The sequence below is a fragment of the Curtobacterium sp. VKM Ac-2852 genome (assembly GCF_013205045.1).
GTDB classification, from domain to species: Bacteria; Actinomycetota; Actinomycetes; order Actinomycetales; family Microbacteriaceae; genus Curtobacterium; species Curtobacterium flaccumfaciens.
In genome coordinates this window covers 172,472-193,124 of record NZ_JABMLI010000004.1, presented here as the reverse complement: position 1 = coordinate 193,124, position 20,653 = coordinate 172,472, and the positions used below count along the sequence as shown (strand labels likewise).

Genomic DNA, 20,653 nt, shown 5'->3' with positions numbered 1-20,653 from the left:
CCGGTCGGACGCGGCCATCGCTGATCAGCGCGTAGCACACCGAACTGTCGGACACGCCCGGAGCCTGCTAGTCTTCCTGGGTTTGTCCGGCGAGCGCAGGGTTCGCAGGAGCTGCAACGTCGCCGTCCGCCGGACGCCCGAAGGAAGCACCGCACCCCGGAGGAACGACTTGGCACCGAACAACGCACCCCACCCGCACGGCGATCGGCCGTTGCGCACGAAGGGCGCCGCGAAGCGCGCTCGTCGCGATCTGACGAAGGACGACGTCACCGTCGTCGAGGAGTCGCTGCTCAAGCGTGCCGTCGCGGCTGCCGCGCTCGGCAACGCGATGGAGTGGTTCGACTTCGGCATCTTCGCGTACCTGACGGTCACCATCTCGCAGGTGTTCCTGCCGCAGGGCGACCCGGCCGCGAACATCGTCGCCACGTTCGGCTTCTTCGCCGCCGCGTTCATCGTGCGCCCGATCGGTGGTGCCGTGTTCGGCCCGATCGGCGACAAGATCGGCCGCCAGAAGGTCCTCGCGCTGACGATGATCCTGATGGCCGCCGGCACGCTCATGATCGGCCTGATCCCGTCGTACGACACGATCGGCTTCTGGGCCCCGGTCCTCCTGCTCGTCGCCCGCTTCGTGCAGGGCTTCTCGACCGGTGGTGAGTACGGCGGTGCCGCGACCTTCATCGCCGAGTACTCGCCCGACAAGCGCCGCGGCTTCATGGGCTCGTGGCTCGAGTTCGGCACCCTCGCCGGCTACGTGCTCGGCGCCTCGATCGTCACCGGCCTGCAGTTCGGCCTGTCCGAGGACGCCCTGCTCAGCTGGGGCTGGCGCATCCCGTTCATCGTCGCGGGCCCCCTCGGGCTGATCGGCCTCTACCTGCGCCTCAAGCTCGAGGAGACCCCGGCGTTCCAGAAGCAGCAGGAGCAGGCCGCCGAGCGCGAGGGCCAGAAGACCCCGTTCCTCAAGCTCTTCGCCGAGAACTGGCGCTCGCTCATCATCTGCATCGGCCTGGTCCTGGTCTTCAACGTGACCGACTACATGCTGCTGTCCTACATGCCCACCTACCTCGAGCAGAACCTCGGCCAGAACGCCACGTTCGGCCTGATCCTCATCGTCATCGTGATGCTGCTCATGATGGTCGTCATCACCTTCGGCGGTCGGTTGTCCGACAGGTTCGGGCGCCGTCCGGTGCTCGCCGCCGGCTGCATCGGCTTCATCCTGCTGTCCTGGCCGGCCCTCAAGCTGGTCCAGACCGGCACCGGCGTCGGCGTCTTCGCCGGCCTGCTGATCCTCGGCGTCGTGCTGGTCACGTTCACCTCGACCATGCCGTCGACGCTGCCCGCGCTGTTCCCGACGATCATCCGCTACGGCGCCCTGGCGATCGCGTTCAACGTGTCGGTGTCGCTCTTCGGCGGGACCACCCCGCTCGCGACCGCCGCGCTCATCAACGCCGCGAAGGACGCCGGGTACGGCTGGGCCGAGGACATCCCCGCGTTCTACCTGATGCTCGCCGCCGTGATCGGCCTGGTCGCGGTGTACTTCACCAAGGAGACCGCCGCGAGCCCGCTCATGGGCTCCGGCCCGACGGTCGGCTCCGAGGACGAGATCGCCGGCGTCATCGAGGACTACAACGACCCGACGTCGGAGCTCGCGCAGTCCGACTGGGCGAAGGACTTCTCGACGAGCGAGATCCCGATCATCTCGGCCGACGCAGCGCAGAAGGAACCCTCCGGTTCCTGACCACGGGGCCGCCCCGCGGCAACCCGGCCAGGAGGCCCGGGGCACGTTCCGTCTCGGAACGCGCCCCGGGCCTCCTGGCCGTTCCAGGGCCGTCGGTGACGTCACGCGCGCAGCGACAGTCCACGGGTGCGAGCGCGCGTGGAGTGTCGCTCAGCCCGTGAGGCCGGCTGCGGTCCCCGCGGCGGGGCCTGCTGCCAGCCGCTCCGCGGCGTGCAGCAGCCGCGCGGTCACGGGGTGCGCCGGGCGCGCGAAGACCTCGGCGGCGGGGCCGTGCTCGACGACCGCGCCGCGGTGCACCACGAGCACGTCGTCGGCCATCCGCCGGACCGCCCGCAGGTCGTGCGACACGAACACCATCGCCACCCCGGTCTCGTCGCGGAGCCGTTCGAGCAGCCGCAGCACGGCGTCCTGCACCGTGGCGTCGAGGGCGGTCACCGGTTCGTCGAGCACGATCACCTCGGGCTCGGTCGCCAGCGCACGGGCGATCGCGAGCCGCTGTCGTTGCCCGCCGGACAGGGTGCGGGGGGAGCGGGACCGCAGCACGGGGTCGAGGTCGACCTGCCGCAGTGCCGCGTCGACCCGTTCGCCGAGCGCACCGCGTGCCCGCCGTTCGTCACCGCGCGAGAACGCGTCGGCGAGGACCCGCTCGACGTTCCAACGTTCGTCGAACGTCGCGCCGGGGTCCTGCACGACGGCCGCGACCCGGTGCCGTCGGGGGCGTCGCTCGCGCTCGGGCAGCGGGACCCAGGGTTCGTCGTCGAGCGTGACCGTGCCGGCGTCGGGCGTCTCGAGCCCGAGGAGCATCCGCGCCAGCGTCGTCTTGCCCGAGCCCGAGGCGCCGATCACCCCGAGCACCCGGCCGCGCACGAGCCCGAACGACACGTCGTCCACCGCGAGCATCCCGTCGTACTCCCGCGAGAGCCCCTGCGCCGCGAGCACCCCCCTCGCACCGTGCGAGGTCGGCTTCGAACCGTGCGAGGATCCGGCTCCCGTGCGAGCCTCGACGCCTCGCACGGCATCCGGAACCTCGCACCGAACGGCAGCGGGCGACGCGGCAGCGGGCGACGCGGCACCCGGCGACGCGGCAGCACCGGCCGCGCGCACCAGCGCCCGGGTCGCGGGGTGCGTCGGGGCCGCGAAGACCTCGGCGACCGCGCCCTGCTCGACGATGCGGCCCTCGTGCACGACGGCGACCCGGTCGGCCCACCCCGCGACGAGCCCCAGGTCGTGCGTGATGACGAGCAGTCCGGCACCCCGGGTCTGCGCCGCCCGCAGCTGTTCCATCACGGTGACGGCGACCCCGGCGTCGAGCGCCGTCGTCGGTTCGTCGGCGACCAGCAGCGCGGGGGACCCGACGGTCGCCGCGGCGATGAGGGCCCGCTGTCGCATCCCACCCGACAGTGTTCCGGCGAGCCGGCCGTCGGTCGCGGTGTCCGGGTCGAGGCCCACCGCGGCCAGGGCGTCGCGCACGGCGTCCACGCGCTCGGCCGCACGCATCTCGGTGTGCAGGCGGAGGCTGTCGGCGACCTCGCGCCCGACGGGGCGCAGCGGGTCCAACGCGCCCAGGGCCTCCTGGCCGACGTAGCCGACCCGCGATCCCCGCAGCCGGCGCCACCGCCGGTCCGTGTACCCGCCGACGTCGACGCCGTCGACCGCGAACACGTCGGCGTGCACGGCGGCGCCGGGCGCGGACAGGCCGAGCACGGCTCGGGCGGTGACGGTCTTGCCGGAACCGGACGCCCCGACCAGGGCGACGCACTCGCCGGCGTTGACGCGCAGGTCGACACCGTGCACGATCGGGGTGCCGCCGATGGCGACGGTGAGCCCGCGGACGTCGAGGACGGCGCTCACCGCGCGGCCCCGGTCCGTCGGATCGCGCGGCCGAGCACGGTGACGGCGGTCGCGAGCACCACGATCGCGAGTCCGGGGAAGGTGCTCATCCACGGCGCGGTCTGCAGGTAGGTGCGACCGTCGGCGAGCATCGCGCCCCACTCCGGCGCGGGCGGGGGCGTACCGACGCCGAGGTAGCTCAGCGCCGAGGCCCACACGACCGCCTGCCCGACCCCGAGCGTGGCGACGGCGACGACGGGCCAGAGCGCCGTCGGCAGCACGTGCCGGACCACGGTGCGGGCGGGGGAGCGGCCGAGCAGCACCGCCGTCTCGACCACCTGCGAACTCCGGGCGGCCCGGACCAGGCCACGCACGATCCGGGCGTAGCCGGGAGCGGTCGCGAACCCGACCGCGAGCACCGCCGGCACCGGACCCGGACCGGTCACGGCGATGACGACCAGGGCGACGAGCAGCAGCGGCAGGGCGAACGCGACCTCGGTGACGCGGCCGATGACGGCGTCGAGCAGACGTCCGGGTCGTCCGGCCCCGGCACCGAGTCCGGCCACGACGCCGAGCAGGACGCCCACGCCGCCGCCGATCAGGGTCGCGGCGACGCCGACGACGAGCGATGCCCGGGTCCCCGCGACCACCCGTGCCAGGACGTCGCGGCCGGACTCGTCGGTGCCGAACGGGTGCGCGCCGCTCGGCGCAGTCAGGGCATCTGCGGGGTGCACCGCGAGTGGGTCCCCGCCGCCGAGCAGGGCGGGCCACGCCGCCGCCACGACGGCGACCAGGACGACCACCCCCGCGGCGATGCCGCCGGCGCCGAGCGTCCCCCCACGGACGCGCTCGGTGCCGGCGGCGGTCTGGTGGCCGGGTGCTCCGGTCTGGAGGCCCGGGTCGGCGATCCCGCTCACCGCGCGCCCGCCGGACGGCCGGCTCCACGGCGTCGCGCACCACTGGGGCGCAGGGCCGCGTTCCGTGCGGTGCTGCGCGGGTCGACGGCACGTTCGACCAGGTCGGCCACGGCCAGCACGACGACGTACGCGGCGGCCGACACCATCGCGATGCCGGCGACGAGCGGCATGTCCCGCTGGGTGACGGCGGTGACCAGGGCACGGCCGATGCCGGGCAGGGCGAACACGGACTCGACGACCACGGCTCCGGAGACGAGCGACCCGAAGGCCCACGCGGACAGCGCGATCCCGGGCAGGGCCGCGTGCCGGAGCAGGTGCCGCCCGAACAGTCCGAGGCGGGTCTCACCCCGGCCCCGGGCGGCGAGTGCGAAGGCGGATCGCTGCGCGTCGACCACGCCGTCCCGCACGGTCTCGGCCAGGTACCCGGCGACCGGCACGGCCACGGTCAGCACCGGGAGCACCCACCCGCGCGCGGTGCCGTCACTGACCGCCGGCACCCATCCCAGGGAGGTGGCGAACACCACGATGAGCACGCTGCCGAGCCAGAAGTGCGGCATCACGCTCGCGGTGACGCTCAGGGCGCTGGTGAGCCCGGCGGCGATCCGGCCGCGCTGCGTCGAGGCCCAGGCGGCGATGATCGCCAGCACCCAGGCGACGACGAGACCGGCGACCGCGAGCGTCAGCGTGACGGGCAGCTGCTGGGCGAGGAGCGTCGCGACCGGGGTGCGGAAGGCGTACGAGTCGCCGAGCTGCCCGGTCGCCAGGCGTCCGAGGAACACCGCGTACTGCACCAGGACCGGCTGGTCGAGGCCGTACTCGTGGCGGACCTGGGCGACGGCCTCGGCCGAGGCCTGCGAGCCCGGTCCGCCGAGGATCGCGAGCGCCGGGTCACCGGGGATGAGCCGGATCGCGACGAAGACGATCGTCGCGACGGCCCAGAGCACGCCGATGCCCCCGGCGAGCCGCCGGACGGCCCACCAGACCCATCGCATCCGGGTCAGCGGTCGATCCAGGCGGTGCCGAACCAGGGCGTCGAGACCGGGGTGGTCCGGATGCCGTGCACGGCCGAGCGCACCAGGAAGTGGTTCTGCTGGTCGTACAGGGGGAGCACGGTGTCGCTCGCCAGGATCGCCTTCTGGGCCTGCTCGTACAGGTCGGCGCGCTCGTCGGCGTCCGAGGTGCGGGCGGCCCGCTCGAGCAGCCGGTCGAGCGCGGGGTCGTCGAGCTGGGCGAGGTTCGCGAAGTAGCCGGACGGTGCCGGTTCGATGCTCGCGCTGTCGTACAGGATGCGCAGGACGTCGGGGCCGACCTTCGTGTACGGGGCGCTGACGACGTCGTACTCGTTCGCGGCGAGGGCGGCGTACCAGCTGGACAGGTCGAGTTCGTCGAGGACGACCTTGAACCCGACGGCCTTCTCGGACGCCTGGATCTGCTGGAACAGGCTGCGCTCGGCCGGCACCGACTGGTTCGTCGAGACGGGGAACGTCACGGTGAGCTGCTGGCCGTCCTTCTCGCGGATGCCGTCCGACCCGACCTTCCACCCGGCGTCGTCGAGGAGCTGCTTCGCCTTGGTGGGGGAGTAGTCGAACCGGCTCTTCTCCGAGTACGCGAGCGGCTCGGCGCTCGAGAGCACCGAGTACGAGCGCTTCGCGGTGCCGAGGAACAGCGACTGCAGGCCGGGGTCGATCTCGGCGCCCGCGATGAAGGCCTGGCGCACCGCCTCGTCGCGGAACACCCCGTGACCGGAGTTCAGCTCGAGCCGGTTCGAGGCACCAGGGCGTGGGGCGTCGAGATCGCGGATCGCGCCCTTCGCCGACGCGGCCTTGAGCTGGTCGGGCTGGGCGTTGTCGATCACGTCGACCTGGCCGGACTGCAGCGCGGCGTAGCGCGAGGTCGAGTCCGGCAGGAACCGCCACGTGATGCCGGACAGGCGCGGCTTCGTCGCGCCCCAGTAGTCGGTGTTCTTCGTCAGGGTGACGCGGTCGCCGTGCTTCCAGCCGGTGACCCGGAACGGGCCGGTGCCGACGGGGGACTCGCAGTTCGTCGCCTGCTCGCGCTCGAGTGCCTTCGGGGACTCCATGCCCACCCAGGGCTGCGAGAAGGACTCGAGCAGCGCGCTGTCCGGGCGGCTCAGCGTCAGCGTGACGGTGTGCTCGTCCGTGGCGGTCGCCTTCGTGATGGACTGCAGCGCCAGGTAGCCGGTGCTCGAGGCGGTGGCCGGGTCCTGCACGTGCTCGATGTTCGCCACGACCGCGGCGGCGTCGAACGGGGTGCCGTCGGTGAAGGAGACGTCGTCGCGCAGGGTGAACGCCAGGGTCTTCCCGTCGTCGCTCGTGGTCCACTTCGTCGCGAGTTCCGGCGTGGGCTTGCCGTCCTCGAGCCCGACGAGCTCCTCGATGTACTGCGTCGCCAGGAGCGCCTGCGGGTAGTTGCCGCCGACGTGCGGGTCGAGGCAGGTCGGTTCGGCGTCGCCGGAGGCGTAGGTGAGCGTGCCGCCCGCGACCGGGGTGCTGCTCCCGGTGCTCGTGCCCGGTCCGCTGCAGGCAGCCAGGACGAGCAGGACCGCCGAGGCGCCCGCGACGGCGGTGAGGGTTTTCTGTACTGAGTCCAAGATCATGGCTGACCGAGTCTAGCGGTTTACTGGGGCCCATGGACGAACCGATCCGCCGCGGTGGCCGCCCCCGACGCTCGAGCGCCGAGGTGCTCGCGGACGCCGCCGCCGAGCTCTTCCTCGAGCAGGGGTACGGACGCACCACGGTCGACCAGATCGCCGCCCGCGCCGGGGTCAGCCGCGCGACGTTCTTCAACTACTTCCCGGCGAAGGCCGACGTGATGTGGCTCGAACTCGACGCCGCCGTCGCCGGGCTGCCCGGGTACCTCGCCGCGTCGACCGAGCCGAGCGTCGTCCGGGCCGTCGAGCAGGCGCTCCTCGCCGCAGCCCGTGCCCACGACCCCGAGCGGGTGCCGTGGGCCGTCGCGCAGGCCGAGGTGATGGGCATCGGGCCCGAACTGGTGGCGGGCGTCGCGGTCCGGGTGACGGCGCAGCACGAGGCCGTCGCCGCCTTCGTCGCGGGCCGCACGGGGGAGCAGCCGCGCTCGCTCTGGCCGCAGACGGTGTCCGGCGCGATGCTCGGTGCCGCCGCCGCGGCGTTCGGGGTGTGGGTCACCGACGGGGTCGGTCGCCGTGCGCTCATCGAGTACGTCGCGGCGGCGCTCACCCCGGTGGTCGCGGGCCTCGACGCCCGCTGACGCCATCGTCCTGCGGTCGTGCCCGGGGCGGTGGTCGTGACCGACCGTCGGTCTGGAGGCTCGTGGCGGTCTGGCACCGCGCCTCCCGTCCGCCGGTCGGTCGCTCACAGAACACGCCGTCGTCTTCGCGGGACGCCGCCTCGACGGCGAGACGCCGCCGGATTCGGCGGCGTCTCGAGCACGTGGCGGCGTCGGGCGGACACGCCGGCGTCCTGCGACACCAGCCCGACACCCGCCCGCTGACGCTCACTCCGTGCGCAGGGTCCCCGCCCCACCGGACGCGACGTCCGAAGCCGTGCCGTCCCGGACCACCTCGGGCACGTCGCCGTCGGTCGGCACCAGCGACTCGTCGCCCGGGTAGCTCAGGGTGAGGACGGCCTCCTCGATGTACTGGCTGTCCTCGAGCGACTTCTCCACGTCGCGCAACCGCACCGCCACGTGCTCCTCGGTCTCGTTGCCCGTCAGGTCGACGGCCGCGACGAGGTACACCCGCGACGGCCCCACGAACTCCAGGTGCAGGTAGGTGACCCGCTCGACCTGCGACCGGCCCAACAGCTCGACGAGCACCGCGTTCTCGAGTTCGGGGGACGTGCTCTGACCGAGCAGGAACCGGCGGTTGCGGTCGATCAGGACGATCGCGACGACCCCGAGCAGCACACCGATCGCGATGGAGCCGAGCGCGTCGAAGACCGCCAGCCCGGTGACCTGGTGCAGGAACACCCCGAGGAACGCCACGACCAGGCCGATCAGCGCCGCCGCGTCCTCGGCGAACACCGCACGGAGCGTCGGGTTCGACGACTGCAGCACGTGCCGCAGCACCGGAACCTTGCGCTTGGTCGCGGCACCGTGCGCCTGCCGGTAGGCCTGCAGGAAGCTCGTGCCCTCGAGCAGGAACGCGACCCCGAGCACGACGTAGTTGAGCACGACGTCCTCGGCCGGCCCGGTGTCCCCGAACTCCGAGATGCCGTGGTAGATCGACACGATCGCGCCGGCCGTGAACAGGCCGAACGCGGCGAACATCGACCAGATGTACGTCTCACGTCCGTACCCGAGTGGGTGCGCGGTGTCCCGCTTCTTGCCGCCCCGTCGTTCCGCGACGAGCAGGAACACCTCGTTGCCGGTGTCCGCCCAGGAGTGCGCTGCCTCGGCCACCATCGAGGCCGATCCCGAGACGAGCGAGGCGATCGTCTTCGCGATCGCGACGAGCAGGTTCGCCCCGAACGCGATCAGGACGGTGACGAGTGACTCGGGGCGTTCTTCTGCGGGCATCACTCAAGCATGCTCCCGTCCGGTAAAGTCGTGTTCCAAGAGCGTCGATCCGGCCATCACCGGGGAGCTTCCGGAAGAACGCGGAGCGCACCAGCGCCTCCGTCAGTAGAACCGGGCGGGTTCGGGACCGTCACCACCCCCGACACAGAGTGGTCGCACAGCGCACGTTGGGCGGCAAACGAGGTGGTACCGCGGAACCTGTTTTCCGTCCTCGTGGAGATCGAGCGAACCCACAAGGAGTCCCGGTGCCGTACCCGTTGAACGCCGATGCCGATGGTGTCGTCCCCTCGCCGAGCTTCCCCGCCGTCGAGCGGGGCATCCTCGCCTTCTGGAAGCGCGACGACACGTTCCAGGCGTCCATCGACGCGCGACAGGGCTGCCCGGAGTGGACCTTCTACGACGGCCCGCCGTTCGCCAACGGCCTGCCGCACTACGGGCACCTGCTGACCGGGTACGCCAAGGACGTCTTCCCGCGCTACCAGACCATGCGCGGCAAGCAGGTTCATCGCCGCTTCGGCTGGGACACCCACGGCCTGCCCGCCGAGCTCGAGGCGATGCGGCAGCTCGGCATCACCGAGAAGCACGAGATCGACGCCATGGGCATCGACGTCTTCAACGCCGCCGCCAAGAAGTCCGTGCTGCAGTACACCGACGAGTGGCAGGAGTACGTCACCCGCCAGGCGCGCTGGGTCGACTTCGAGGACGACTACAAGACCCTCGACGTCACCTTCATGGAGAGCGTGCTCTGGGCGTGGAAGCAGCTCTGGGACAAGGGCCTGGCGTACGAGGGCTTCCGGGTCCTGCCGTACTGCTGGAACGACCAGACGCCGCTGTCCAACCACGAGCTGCGCATGGACGACGACGTCTACAAGATGCGCCAGGACCAGTCCGTCACCGTCTCGTTCCCGCTGCACGGCCCGCGCGCGGACGCGCTCGACCTGACCGGTGTGCGTGCGCTCGCCTGGACGACGACCCCCTGGACCCTCCCGACGAACGCCGCCCTCGCGGTCGGCCCGGACATCGCGTACGCGGTCGTCCCGGCAGGGCCTGGAGGCGCGGCTGACGGTGCCGACGCCGGTTCCGTCTCCTACCTGCTGGCTTCGGACACCGTGGCCGCGCACGCGAAGGAGCTCGGCTACGCCTCGGGTGACGAGGCGCTCGCCGCCGTCGCGCGCACCCTGACGGGCGCCGAGCTCGACGGCGTCGAGTACGAGCGTCTGTTCGACTTCCTGACCGACGCCGAGGGCTACGAGCACGCCTGGCGCATCCTGGTTGCCGAGTACGTCGAGACCGGTGAGGGCACCGGCATCGTGCACCAGGCCCCGGCCTACGGTGCCGACGACCAAGAGGTCTGCGCCGCCGCCGGCATCCCCGTGGTGCTGTCCCTCGACGAGGGCGGCGTCTTCACGTCGCAGTTCGGCGAGGTCGCCGGCATGCTCTGGTCGGACGCGAACAAGCCGCTGACGAAGGCCGTCCGCGACGCCGGGCGACTGCTCCGCCAGGCGTCCTACGAGCACAGCTACCCGCACTGCTGGCGCTGCCGGAAGCCCCTCATCTACAAGGCCGTCTCGTCGTGGTTCGTCCGCGTCACCGAGCTCCGCGACCGCATGGGTCAGCTCAACCAGGACATCAACTGGGTGCCGGACAACGTCAAGGACGGCCAGTTCGGCAAGTGGGTGGGCAACGCCATCGACTGGTCGGTCTCGCGCAACCGCTACTTCGGCACGCCGATCCCGGTGTGGCAGTCCGACGACCCCGAGTACCCGCGCACCGACGTGTACGGCTCGCTCGCCGACATCGAGCGCGACTTCGGTCGCCTGCCGGTGAACGCCGAGGGTGAAGTGGACCTGCACCGGCCGTTCATCGACGACCTGACGCGGCCGAACCCCGACGACCCCACCGGCAACTCGACGATGCGCCGGATCACCGACGTGTTCGACGTGTGGTTCGACTCCGGGTCGATGCCGTACGCCCAGGTGCACTACCCGTTCGAGAACCGCGAATGGTTCGAGTCGCACAGCCCGGCCGACTTCATCGTCGAGTACATCGGGCAGACGCGCGGCTGGTTCTACGTCATGCACGTGCTCTCCACCGCGCTGTTCGACCGGCCGGCGTTCCAGAACGTCATCAGCCACGGCATCGTCCTCGGCTCGGACGGCCAGAAGATGTCGAAGTCGCTCCGGAACTACCCGGACGTCTCCGAGGTCTTCGACCGCGACGGCGCCGACGCCATGCGCTGGTTCCTGATGTCCTCGTCGGTGATCCGCGGCGGCAACCTCGTCGTCACCGAAGAGGGCATCCGCCAGGGGGTCCGCGAGTTCATGCTGCCGCTGTGGTCGACGTACTACTTCTTCACCCTCTACGCGAACGCCTCGGGTCCCGACGGCTACCGGGCCCAGCGCCGGACCGACTCGACCGACGTGCTCGACCGGTACCTGCTCGCGAAGACCCGGGTCCTCGTCACCGACGTCCGGACGCACCTCGACGCGCTCGACACCCCGCTCGCGGCCCAGGCCGTCCGCGACTTCGCCGACGTGCTGACGAACTGGTACGTCCGCCGCTCGCGCGACAAGTTCTGGACCGGGGCCGACGCGGATGCCGGCGCCGAGACCCGTGCGGCGTTCGACACGCTGTACACCGTGCTCGAGACCCTGACCCGGGTCGCCGCCCCGCTCGCGCCGCTCGTCACCGAGGAGATCTGGAAGGGCCTGACCGGCGGGCGCAGCGTCCACCTGACGGACTTCCCGGACCCCGAGGAGTTCCCCGCCGACGACGCCCTCGTCGACGCGATGGACCGCGTGCGTGACGTCGCCTCGAAGGGCCTGGCGCTCCGCAAGGCCACCGGCAAGCGCGTCCGCCTGCCCCTGGCCACCCTGACCCTGGTGGTGCCGGACCAGGCCGCGGTCGAACCGTTCGCCGACATCCTGCGCGACGAGCTCAACGTCAAGCGCGTGGTGCTCGAAGCCCAGGCCGAGGAGTCGCTGGCGCAGTACGGGATCGAGCGGAAGCTCACCGTGAACGCCCGCGTCGCCGGCCCCCGCATCGGCAAGCAGGTGCAGCAGGTGATCCCGGCCGCCAAGAAGGGCGACTGGACCGCGACCGACTCCGGCGTGACCGTCGGCGGCGTCGACCTGATCGAGGGCGAGTACTCGCTCGACCTCACCGTGGCCGACGCCTCGGTGGCCGTGGCGTTCCTCGACGAGGGCGGCTTCGTCGTGCTCGACACCGTGACCACGCCCGAGCTCGAGGCCGAGGGGCTCGCCCGTGACGTCGTCCGCGCCGTCCAGCAGGCCCGCCGCGACGCCGACCTCGACGTCAGCGACCGCATCGCCCTGACCCTCCGGGTGGACGACACGGCCGACGGCGCGGTCCGCACGCACCAGGAGCTCATCGCGGGGGAGACCCTGGCGACGAGCGTCGAGATCGAGCCCCTCGGGGCGGACGACACCACCACCGACGTCGGTGACGGTGCGAAGGTATCCGTGGAGGTAGCACGCGCATGAGTGACGACGACCAGTACGACGACCACGAGGCGAACGAGGAGTTCGTCGGACACGACGAGTTCGACGGTCGCGACGAGGACGGCATCCGGATCCCGGTCGGCCCCTCCGGAGACGCTCCAGCCGACGCCGTGCCCTACGGCGGAGACGACGACGAGGTCCGCCGCGTCGAGGCCGCCCTGTACGCCCGCATCGGCGAACAGGCCCCCGAGCGCCGGCTGACCGCCACCCGCCGCGCCGTCGAGCTGCTCGGCGACCCGCACCTGGCGTACCCGGTGATCCACGTGACGGGCACGAACGGCAAGACCTCGACCGCGCGCACCATCGAGAGCATCGTCCGGGCACACGGTCTGCGCACCGGTCTGATGACGAGCCCGCACCTGGTGTCGATCCGGGAACGCATCGTGGTCGACGGCCAGCCGATCGCGGCGGACCGCTTCGTCGAGAACTGGGACGACATCGCCCCGGTGCTCGAGATCACCGACCGCGAGCTCGCCGACAAGGGCGAACTCCCGCTGACCTTCTTCGAGGCGCTCACCGTGCTCGCCCTGGCGTGCTTCGCCGAGGCGCCGGTGGACGTCGCCGTGATCGAGGTCGGGATGGGCGGCGAGTGGGACTCCACCAACGTCGTGCAGAGCCAGGTGTCGGTGTTCACGCCGATCGCGATCGACCACGCGAAGCAGCTCGGTGCCACCGTGGCCGAGATCGCCCGCACCAAGTCGGGCATCGTCAAGCCGTCGTCCGCCGTGGTGTCGAGCCGACAGGTCCCCGAGGCCCTCGCCGAACTCGAGCGCGCCGCCGAGCTCACCGAGTCCACCCTGGCCGTCGAGGGCACCGGCTTCAGTGTCGTCGACGTCACCCCGGCCGTGGGCGGACAGCTCATCACCGTGCAGGGCATCGCCGGCCGCTACGACGACCTGTTCCTGCCGCTGTTCGGCCGGCACCAGGCCGAGAACGCCGCCGTGGCGATCGCGGCGGTCGAGTCGTTCCTCGGCCGCGGGGCCCAGGCCCTCGACGAGGACGTCCTGTCCGAGGGCATCGCCGGCACGACCAGCCCCGGTCGCCTGCAGCCCATCGCGACCGACCCGACCGTCGTCGTCGACGCCGCGCACAACCCGCACGGTGCGAAGGCCCTGGCCGAGGCGCTGCCGGTGGCGTTCCCGTCCGAGCACGTCGTCGGCGTCGTCGGGATCCTCGGCGACAAGGACGCCCGCGGGTTCGTCCGCGCGCTCAAGGACACCGTCGCGACGTTCGTCGTGACGCAGCCGCCGGGGGAGCGAGCGCTCGACGCGGACGAGTTCGCCCGTGTCGTCGTCGACGAGGTCGGCGAGGACCGCGTCGTCGTCGAGCCGTCCCTGGCCTCCGCACTGCAGGAAGCGCGCAGCCTGGCCGACGAGGCGGACGCCGAGGACGCCCTCGTGCTCGTCGCTGGCTCCATCGTGATGGTGGGCGCGGTCATGGACCTCGTGCACCGCGAAGGCGAGGCGAAGTGACGGACGCACCACGGGCCTCCCGGCCGGACCGCGCACCGCGCACCCGGAAGCCGCGCCGCGAACGCGGGGCGCAGGAGAGCCTGCTCTCGATCACGCTGGTGCTCGAGGCGATCATGTTCTTCTTCCCCATGCTCGTCGTCTTCGGCAAGGGCACGCTGCCGCCCGCCGCGGCCTTCGGTGGCGGCATCGGCGCGATCATCGTCCTCGCAGCTGCCTCACGTCTGACGGGCAACCGGGCCGGTGTATGGTTCGGGTGGCTGCTGCAGGCGGCCATCCTCGCCACCGGGTTCATCGAACCGTTCATGTTCGCGGTCGCCGTGGTGTTCCTGGCGCTGTGGGTCTTCTGCTTCGTCAAGGGCGGTCAACTGGACCGTCAGAACGCCGCGCGCCGAGCGGCCATGGGCGAGGACTGACCACCACATTCGACCCCGAACACAGGGAGTACTGCGTGTCCGACTTCGAAGAGACCCTCGTCCTCGTCAAGCCCGACGGCGTCGCCCGCCAGCTGACCGGTGAGATCCTCCGCCGGATCGAGGCGAAGGGCTACGAGCTCGTCGACCTGAAGATGCTCACCGCACCGCGCGACCTGCTCGACGCGCACTACGAGGAGCACCAGGGCAAGCCGTTCTTCGAGCCGCTCGTCGAGTTCATGCAGTCCGGTCCCGTCGTCGCCGTGCGCGTCGCCGGCAACGGTGCGATCGCGGGCTTCCGCTCGCTCGCCGGCACCACCGACCCGACCTCCGCCGCGCCCGGCACCATCCGTGGTGACCTCGGCCGCGACTGGGGCCTCAAGGTGCAGCAGAACCTGGTCCACGGTTCGGACAGCCCCGAGTCGGCCGCGCGCGAGCTCGCGCTCTGGTTCGCCTGAGCGACGGGGACGACGTGACGAACAACGACCGACCCAGCAAGAACGAGCGGCGTCAGCACGCCCGCGAGGTCGCACGCCAGCGCGCCGACGCCGAGAAGCGCCGCAAGCGCCGCAACAAGTGGTTCCTGCAGGGCGGCATCGGCCTGGGCATCGTGGCGATCGCAGCGATCATCGCGATCGTCGTGGTGAACGTGAACAACGCCCCCGTGGTGTCCGCAGCGGGGCCGAAGAACATGGCCACCGGCGCGATCCAGTTCACCGGCCAGGACGGCAAGGTCACCCCGGTGACCACGCCGGCCGTCTCCGCGACGGGTTCGGCCTCGCCGGTCCCGACGGCGAACAGCGACGGCGCCGTGACGGTCACCGAGTACGTCGACTGGGCCTGCCCGGTCTGCAAGCAGTTCGAGGCGGCCTACTCCGACCAGATCCTCGACAAGGTGAAGTCGGGCGACGCGACCCTGGCGATCCAGCCGGTGTCGATCCTCGACCGCAGCTACGCGGGCTCCCGCTACGCCAGCCGTGCCGCGAACGCCGCCATGTGCGTGGCGAACTACGCGCCGGACAAGTTCCTCGACGTGCAGACGCAGTTCTTCGAGAACCAGCCGGCCGAGGGCACCAAGGGCCTGACGAACTCCGAGATCGCGAAGCTCGTCAAGGCGGGCGGCGCGACCGGTTCGGACCTGTCCGAGTGCCTGTCGTCCGAGCAGTTCAAGGGCTGGGTGACGAAGTCCACGCAGGCCGTCACCACGAACGAGGCGCTCGCGGGCACGCAGGGCTTCGGCACGCCGACGATCGTCGTCGACGGCAAGCGCCTGGACGACCTGAGCACCGTCATCACCGCGATCGACGCCGCGGCGAAGTAGCACTCCCGAACGACCGACGGCCCTCGCTCCCATCCGGGAGCGGGGGCCGTTCGTCGTGAGCGGGGAAGGCTAGGACTCCCTGCTGTGCTTCCGGACGAAGGCCGCGAACGCGTCGACGTCGGCGAGGGACGCCGCGCCGTCCGCGTTGTACTGCTCGCCGTCGACGATGATCGTCGGCGTGCTCGTGATCCCGTCGAGCGACGAGTTCGGCACCGGGTCGTTCATCGCCCGGTTCGTGGCGTCGGCGACCCACCCGGCGAAGTCCTGCCGGGTGATGCACGGCGCCACGGCCGGATCCGTCGCCCCGGCCTGGCGCGCGAGGGACGCCAGCTCGTCGTTCGTGAGTCCCCGCGTGCTCTCCGAGGGCTGGTGTTCGTAGAGCGAGCTGTTGAACGCCAGGAACGCGTCCGGGTCGTGGTCCGCCACACAAGCGGCAGCCGCAGCCGACCGGGTGGAGTACCGCGATCCGAGCGACACGCGGTCGAGCAGCCCGAGCGGATGCAGCTCGAGGGTCGCGGTGCCGTCCTCGACCCACTTTCGGATCCGGGGCATCTGGGCCGTCTCGAACTGGTTGCAGTACGGGCACATGTAGTCCGCGTAGATCGTGATCGCGGCCTTGGAGCCGTCCTGCTCGGTCGGCGTCGGGGTCCCACCATCGGGCACCGCCCGGGTCTCGACGGGCACGATCCTGCCGTGCACCCCGGTGAGCAGGACGCCGTCGCTCGCCGCGTTCCGCGGACCCGGCCCGGCGGGCTGCACGGAGTTCGCGATCACCAGGGCGACGACCGCGACCACCGCGAGGCTCCCGACGACGATCCCGCTGATGCCGAGTGTGCGGCGGCGGCGTCGGCGCGACTGCTCCGCCGCCCGTGCCGCTCGCGCGCGGTCACGTGCGGCGTCCCGGCGCGCCCTGCTGCTCTCGTTCTCGCTCATCGATCCCGAGCGTAGGGGCAGCGGGGATGGCTCAGAAGCTGGTGAGCACCGCGGGGAACTTGATGATGATCGTGACGATGATGACCAGGTAGTTCGCCAGCGCGAACGCCCAGCTGAAGGGCAGGAGCGACCGCCCGACGCGCTGCGCCCCGGCGCCGAAGCGGCCCTGCGCCGTGTTCCAGATCGTGAACACCCAGAACATCGGGATGGTCATCGACCAGACGAGCATGCACCACGGGCACAGGGCACCGATGACGAAGACGGTCTGCGTGAACAGCCAGGTCACGAAGACCCATGCCAGGAAGACACCGGCGTTGAAGACGATCCAGAACCAGCGCGAACCGTTCCGGAACCCGGCGAGCAGCAGCACCGCGACGGCGATCGGGGCGACGAACCCCATGACGCCGAGCAGCGGGTTCGGGAACCCGAACAGGTGCCCCTGCCAGCTGGCCATCACGTCGGAGCAGTTGATGAACGGGTTCACGTCACAGCTCAGGACGGCCTTGGGGTTCTGGTACTTCGTGAACTCGTCGAGGACGAGCCGGAACGAGCCGAACAGGCCGACGATCCCGGTGACGAGCAGGAAGACCGCCATCGCGATCGGACGACGGGGGGCAGGGGCAGACGCGGTCACGCGGTCATCATCGCATGCGGGTTCCGGTGCTTTCCGGGTGCGGCATGCGATAATGCCTGGAGGTCGTGCGGCCAACCGCACACCGAAGAGAGCTTTCCGAGTGACGCCCCACCGGGCCGAACCCGGACGATCAGGTGCGGTGAGAGCGCACTGTGGTCGGGCAGCGTCACTCCGACGCCGAGCCGGACCGGGCCGGGTGCCCGGACCGGAACGGGCGCGGACGCAACGAGAAGTTGACGCGGACCGATCACGAGACAGCGAGCGCGGGGGCGTCGACGCCGCCCGCCACGACACAGAATTCCCGCCACCTGAAAGGGTGCGAGTGGGGCCGAGGAGTGCACCAGTCCATGGTGGAGCAGAACAACGACAACACGACCAACGACGAGAACGCGCCGAAGCGCCGGAGCCGCCTGTTCGGCGGTCGCCGCGCCCGGTCGTCCGGCCAGGAGGCCCGTGGGAGCGCCGAGCAGGCACCCCACGCCGACGAGACCCTCGCGCTGACGGGCGGCGCTGACGCCCGTCCCGCGGCCAGCGTCGCGTCGGCCGGTTCGCCGGACTCTCCCGATTCGCCGGACTCGCCCGACTCCCCGGCCTCGCCGGCGTCGCCCGTCGAGCCGACCGACACCGGGGCGGTCTCCGTCGCGGTCGAGGCCGTCGCCGACAGCGGTGCCGAGCCGCACGACGTGAGCACGCTGACCGGTGACCTGCCGGTCGTGACGGGCGACCAGTCGGCGCCCGCGACCGACGGGGCGGACGCGGACCGCGCCTCCCGTCCGGCCGATGCCGCACCGACGGCCGAGGCGAGCGACGACGCAGCACCCGCTGACGAGCCGTTCGTGCCGAAGGCCACGAGCACGCTCAGCCTGATCTTCCACGCGCCGGTGCTGCCGGAGCTGCCGCAGCGCGCGCCCCGGTTCGAGCGCGACCGTGACCGTGACCGTGACCGCGACCGCGACCGCGACCGCGACCGCGACCGCGACCGTGACGAGGACGACCGCTACGACCGCGAGGACCGGTTCGACCGCGATCGCGACCGTGACGACCGCGACGACCAGGGCGGCTCGCGCCGTCGCTCGCGTCGCCGTGGTTCGAGCGCCGACCGCGAGGCCCGCGAGCCGCGCGACCACCAGGAACCGCGCCGCCGCGAGCCGGAGCTCATCACCGAGCCGCAGCGCATCAAGGGCTCGACCCGGCTCGAGGCGAAGAAGCAGCGCCGTCGTGACGGCCGCGATGCCGGACGCCGCCGTCAGGTGGTCAGCGAGGACGAGTTCCTCGCCCGCCGCGAGAGCGTCGACCGCCAGATGATCGTCCGCTCCAGCTCGTCGACGATCGAGATCGGCGTGCTCGAGGACGGCATCCTCGCCGAGCACTACATCACCAAGTCCGAGAACGTGTCGCTCATCGGCAACGTCTACCTCGGCAAGGTGCAGAACGTCCTGCCCTCGATGGAGGCGGCGTTCGTCGACATCGGTCGTGGCCGGAACGCCGTGCTCTACGCCGGTGAGGTCGACTGGAACTCCGTCGAGACCGGCAACCACGGTCGCCGCATCGAAGCAGCGCTCAAGCCGGGCGACAAGGTCCTCGTGCAGGTCACGAAGGACCCGGTCGGCCACAAGGGTGCCCGCCTCACCAGCCAGATCTCGCTGCCGGGTCGCTACCTGGTCTACGTGCCGAACGGCTCGATGAACGGGATCTCGCGCAAGCTGCCGGACACCGAGCGTGCCCGACTGAAGAAGATCCTGAAGGAGGTCCTGCCGGAGCACGCGGGCGTCATCGTGCGCACCGCTGCCGAGGGTGCGACCGAGGAGCAGCTCACCCGCGACGTGCAGCGCCTGACCAGCCAGTGGGAGGCCATCCAGAAGAAGGTCGCCGGTGGCCACGCCCCGGTGATGCTGCACTCCGAGCCCGACCTGCTCATCAAGATCGTCCGCGACGTCTTCAACGAGGACTTCACGAAGCTGATCATCGACGGCGAGGCCGCCGGCGGCACCATCGACGAGTACCTGTCGGCCGTCGCCCCGGACCTCAAGGACCGCGTCGTCCGGTACGAGGGCCCCGACTCCTTCGAGGAGTTCCGCCTCAACGAGCAGATCGACAAGGCGCTCGACCGCAAGGTGTGGCTGCCCTCCGGTGGTTCGCTCGTCATCGACCGCACTGAGGCCATGACGGTCGTCGACGTCAACACGGGCAAGTTCGTCGGCTCCGGCGGCAACCTCGAGGAGACGGTCACGAAGAACAACCTCGAGGCCGCCGAGGAGATCGTCCGGCAGCTCCGCCTGCGGGACATCGGCGGCATCATCGTCGTCGACTTCATCGACATGGTGCTCGAGGAGAACCGCGACCTCGTGCTCCGCCGCCTGGTGGAGTGCCTGAGCCGTGACCGCACGAAGCACCAGGTCGCCGAGATCACCTCGCTCGGCCTCGTGCAGATGACCCGCAAGAAGATCGGTGTCGGCCTGCGCGAGTCCCTCGACGAGGTCAACGCCAAGATCAACGACAACAACGCCGACCCGGGCCCGAGCAAGGGTCGCCGCAAGGGCCGTGGCGGGAACGGCAACGAGAACGGCCGGTCCGGCAACGGCGGGAACGGCGGCAACGGCAACGGGAACTCCGGTTCGTCGGGGTCGTCGAACGGCGCGTCCAGCCAGGCGCACCAGATCACCGACGACGTGAAGAACGCGCTGTCGCGGATCGCCGCCTCGACCCTGTCGCACGACGAGCAAGAGGCAGCAGCGGCTGCCGCGACCGCGACGGAGGCCACGGCACCGTCGTCGGCCGACGCGTCGACCAGCACGGACAGCACGGGTGGTGAACAGCCGACCGGTTCGAAGCGTCGTCGTCGTGGCCGTGGAAGCCGCGGGGGAGACCAGCAGAACGGCGACCAGCAGAACGGTGACCAGCAGGCTGCCGTGCCGGCTGGGGCCACCGAGGCTGCCGAGCAGTCGGACGCACCGGAGTCCTCGGCCACCGCCGAGCCCGCCGTGGTCGTCGAGGCCGATCCGCGCGCGCCGAAGGCCGACGCTCCGGCCGTCACGGAGCCCGCTGCCGCACCGAAGGCGAAGGCCCCGGCCCGCCGTCGCGTGAGCTCGAGCGCCACCGTGACCCCGACCGACAACACCGTCGCGATCCTGGACATCCCGATCGCCGCGGCGCCCAAGCGTGAGCCCCGCGCGGTCGCCCCGGACGCCGAGTCCCTGCTCGACTCGGTGCTCCAGGCGCTCCCGGAGCCGAAGCAGCCCGGACAGGGGCGCTCGCGTTCCCGCCGGGTCTCGTCGCCGAGCATCAGTGCTCCGGCCACGCCGACGGAGGAGCCGACCGACGACGCCGACGGCTCCGACGGCGCAGTGATCCTGGGGAACTGA

At 71.5% G+C, this 20,653-nt stretch carries 15 protein-coding genes; 8 read left to right on the top strand and 7 right to left on the bottom strand.

Features of this window, described 5'->3' with window-relative positions:
• Window positions 1–169 precede the first annotated feature (169 nt).
• Window positions 170–1,735: a glycine betaine/L-proline transporter ProP gene (proP, locus tag HQQ79_RS15940; RefSeq protein ID WP_232536609.1), complete on the top strand. Its 1,566-nt coding sequence runs from the start codon at window positions 170–172 to the stop codon at window positions 1,733–1,735.
• Window positions 1,736–1,885: 150 nt separating this feature from the next.
• Here proP and HQQ79_RS15935 read toward each other — a convergent pair whose 3' ends face one another.
• Genes HQQ79_RS15935 through HQQ79_RS15920 form a run of 4 tightly spaced genes read right to left on the bottom strand, consistent with a single transcriptional unit; the run spans window position 1,886 to window position 7,099 of the window.
• A complete protein-coding gene (locus tag HQQ79_RS15935; RefSeq protein WP_173035594.1) occupies window positions 1,886–3,586 on the bottom strand; it encodes an ABC transporter ATP-binding protein in 1,701 nt (566 codons plus the stop codon).
• Window positions 3,583–4,482, bottom strand: a complete 900-nt coding sequence (locus tag HQQ79_RS15930) for an ABC transporter permease (protein ID WP_173035592.1) — start codon at window positions 4,480–4,482, stop codon at window positions 3,583–3,585. The genes HQQ79_RS15935 and HQQ79_RS15930 overlap by 4 nt, the downstream gene beginning before the upstream one ends.
• The gene (locus tag HQQ79_RS15925; protein WP_173035590.1) at window positions 4,479–5,474 is read right to left on the bottom strand and encodes an ABC transporter permease; all 996 of its coding nucleotides are present in this window, start codon (window positions 5,472–5,474) and stop codon (window positions 4,479–4,481) included. Before HQQ79_RS15925 ends, HQQ79_RS15930 begins: the two co-directional genes overlap by 4 nt.
• Window positions 5,475–5,479: 5 nt before the next feature.
• Window positions 5,480–7,099, bottom strand: a complete 1,620-nt coding sequence (locus HQQ79_RS15920) for an ABC transporter substrate-binding protein (RefSeq protein WP_027464706.1) — start codon at window positions 7,097–7,099, stop codon at window positions 5,480–5,482.
• A gap of 32 nt (window positions 7,100–7,131) precedes the next feature.
• Between HQQ79_RS15920 and HQQ79_RS15915 the strand changes: the two genes are divergently transcribed.
• Window positions 7,132–7,731, top strand: a complete 600-nt coding sequence (locus HQQ79_RS15915) for a TetR family transcriptional regulator (protein ID WP_173035588.1) — start codon at window positions 7,132–7,134, stop codon at window positions 7,729–7,731.
• 246 nt (window positions 7,732–7,977) lie between these two features.
• Here the strand turns inward: HQQ79_RS15915 and HQQ79_RS15910 are convergent, their stop codons facing one another.
• Window positions 7,978–9,000 (bottom strand): cation diffusion facilitator family transporter, encoded by a 1,023-nt coding sequence (locus HQQ79_RS15910; protein WP_173035586.1) that lies wholly within the window; start codon window positions 8,998–9,000, stop codon window positions 7,978–7,980.
• Window positions 9,001–9,245: 245 nt separating this feature from the next.
• On the opposite strand from HQQ79_RS15910, the gene ileS reads away from it, so the two are divergent.
• Genes ileS through HQQ79_RS15885 form a run of 5 tightly spaced genes read left to right on the top strand, consistent with a single transcriptional unit; the run spans window position 9,246 to window position 15,724 of the window.
• Complete coding sequence (gene ileS / locus HQQ79_RS15905; protein ID WP_173035584.1) at window positions 9,246–12,503, top strand: isoleucine--tRNA ligase; 3,258 nt, start codon at window positions 9,246–9,248, stop codon at window positions 12,501–12,503.
• A complete protein-coding gene (locus HQQ79_RS15900) occupies window positions 12,500–13,993 on the top strand; it encodes a folylpolyglutamate synthase/dihydrofolate synthase family protein (RefSeq protein ID WP_173035582.1) in 1,494 nt (497 codons plus the stop codon). The genes ileS and HQQ79_RS15900 overlap by 4 nt, the downstream gene beginning before the upstream one ends.
• The gene (locus HQQ79_RS15895; RefSeq protein WP_173035580.1) at window positions 13,990–14,406 is read left to right on the top strand and encodes a DUF4233 domain-containing protein; all 417 of its coding nucleotides are present in this window, start codon (window positions 13,990–13,992) and stop codon (window positions 14,404–14,406) included. The genes HQQ79_RS15900 and HQQ79_RS15895 overlap by 4 nt, the downstream gene beginning before the upstream one ends.
• Window positions 14,407–14,441: 35 nt before the next feature.
• On the top strand, window positions 14,442–14,861 hold the full coding sequence (gene ndk / locus HQQ79_RS15890; RefSeq protein ID WP_017885984.1) for a nucleoside-diphosphate kinase: 420 nt from the start codon (window positions 14,442–14,444) through the stop codon (window positions 14,859–14,861).
• A 14-nt stretch (window positions 14,862–14,875) separates the two neighbouring features.
• Window positions 14,876–15,724: a thioredoxin domain-containing protein gene (locus HQQ79_RS15885; protein WP_173035578.1), complete on the top strand. Its 849-nt coding sequence runs from the start codon at window positions 14,876–14,878 to the stop codon at window positions 15,722–15,724.
• Between the two features lie 69 nt (window positions 15,725–15,793).
• On the opposite strand, the gene HQQ79_RS15880 is transcribed toward HQQ79_RS15885, so the two are convergent.
• The gene (locus HQQ79_RS15880; protein ID WP_173035576.1) at window positions 15,794–16,657 is read right to left on the bottom strand and encodes a thioredoxin domain-containing protein; all 864 of its coding nucleotides are present in this window, start codon (window positions 16,655–16,657) and stop codon (window positions 15,794–15,796) included.
• 31 nt (window positions 16,658–16,688) lie between these two features.
• A complete protein-coding gene (locus tag HQQ79_RS15875; protein ID WP_071245032.1) occupies window positions 16,689–17,291 on the bottom strand; it encodes a vitamin K epoxide reductase family protein in 603 nt (200 codons plus the stop codon).
• A gap of 347 nt (window positions 17,292–17,638) precedes the next feature.
• On the opposite strand from HQQ79_RS15875, the gene HQQ79_RS15870 reads away from it, so the two are divergent.
• A complete protein-coding gene (locus HQQ79_RS15870; RefSeq protein WP_173035574.1) occupies window positions 17,639–20,653 on the top strand; it encodes an Rne/Rng family ribonuclease in 3,015 nt (1,004 codons plus the stop codon).

Excerpts from the sequence above, each read along its gene's own strand:
- HQQ79_RS15925 (WP_173035590.1), bottom strand. The coding sequence starts at position 5,474 with ATGCGATGGGTCTGGTGGGCCGTCCGGCGGCTCGCCGGGGGCATCGGC.
- HQQ79_RS15920 (WP_027464706.1), bottom strand. The coding sequence starts at position 7,099 with ATGATCTTGGACTCAGTACAGAAAACCCTCACCGCCGTCGCGGGCGCC.
- HQQ79_RS15915 (WP_173035588.1), top strand. The coding sequence starts at position 7,132 with ATGGACGAACCGATCCGCCGCGGTGGCCGCCCCCGACGCTCGAGCGCC.
- HQQ79_RS15910 (WP_173035586.1), bottom strand. The coding sequence starts at position 9,000 with ATGCCCGCAGAAGAACGCCCCGAGTCACTCGTCACCGTCCTGATCGCG.
- HQQ79_RS15900 (WP_173035582.1), top strand. The coding sequence starts at position 12,500 with ATGAGTGACGACGACCAGTACGACGACCACGAGGCGAACGAGGAGTTC.
- HQQ79_RS15880 (WP_173035576.1), bottom strand. The coding sequence starts at position 16,657 with ATGAGCGAGAACGAGAGCAGCAGGGCGCGCCGGGACGCCGCACGTGAC.
- HQQ79_RS15870 (WP_173035574.1), top strand. The coding sequence starts at position 17,639 with ATGGTGGAGCAGAACAACGACAACACGACCAACGACGAGAACGCGCCG.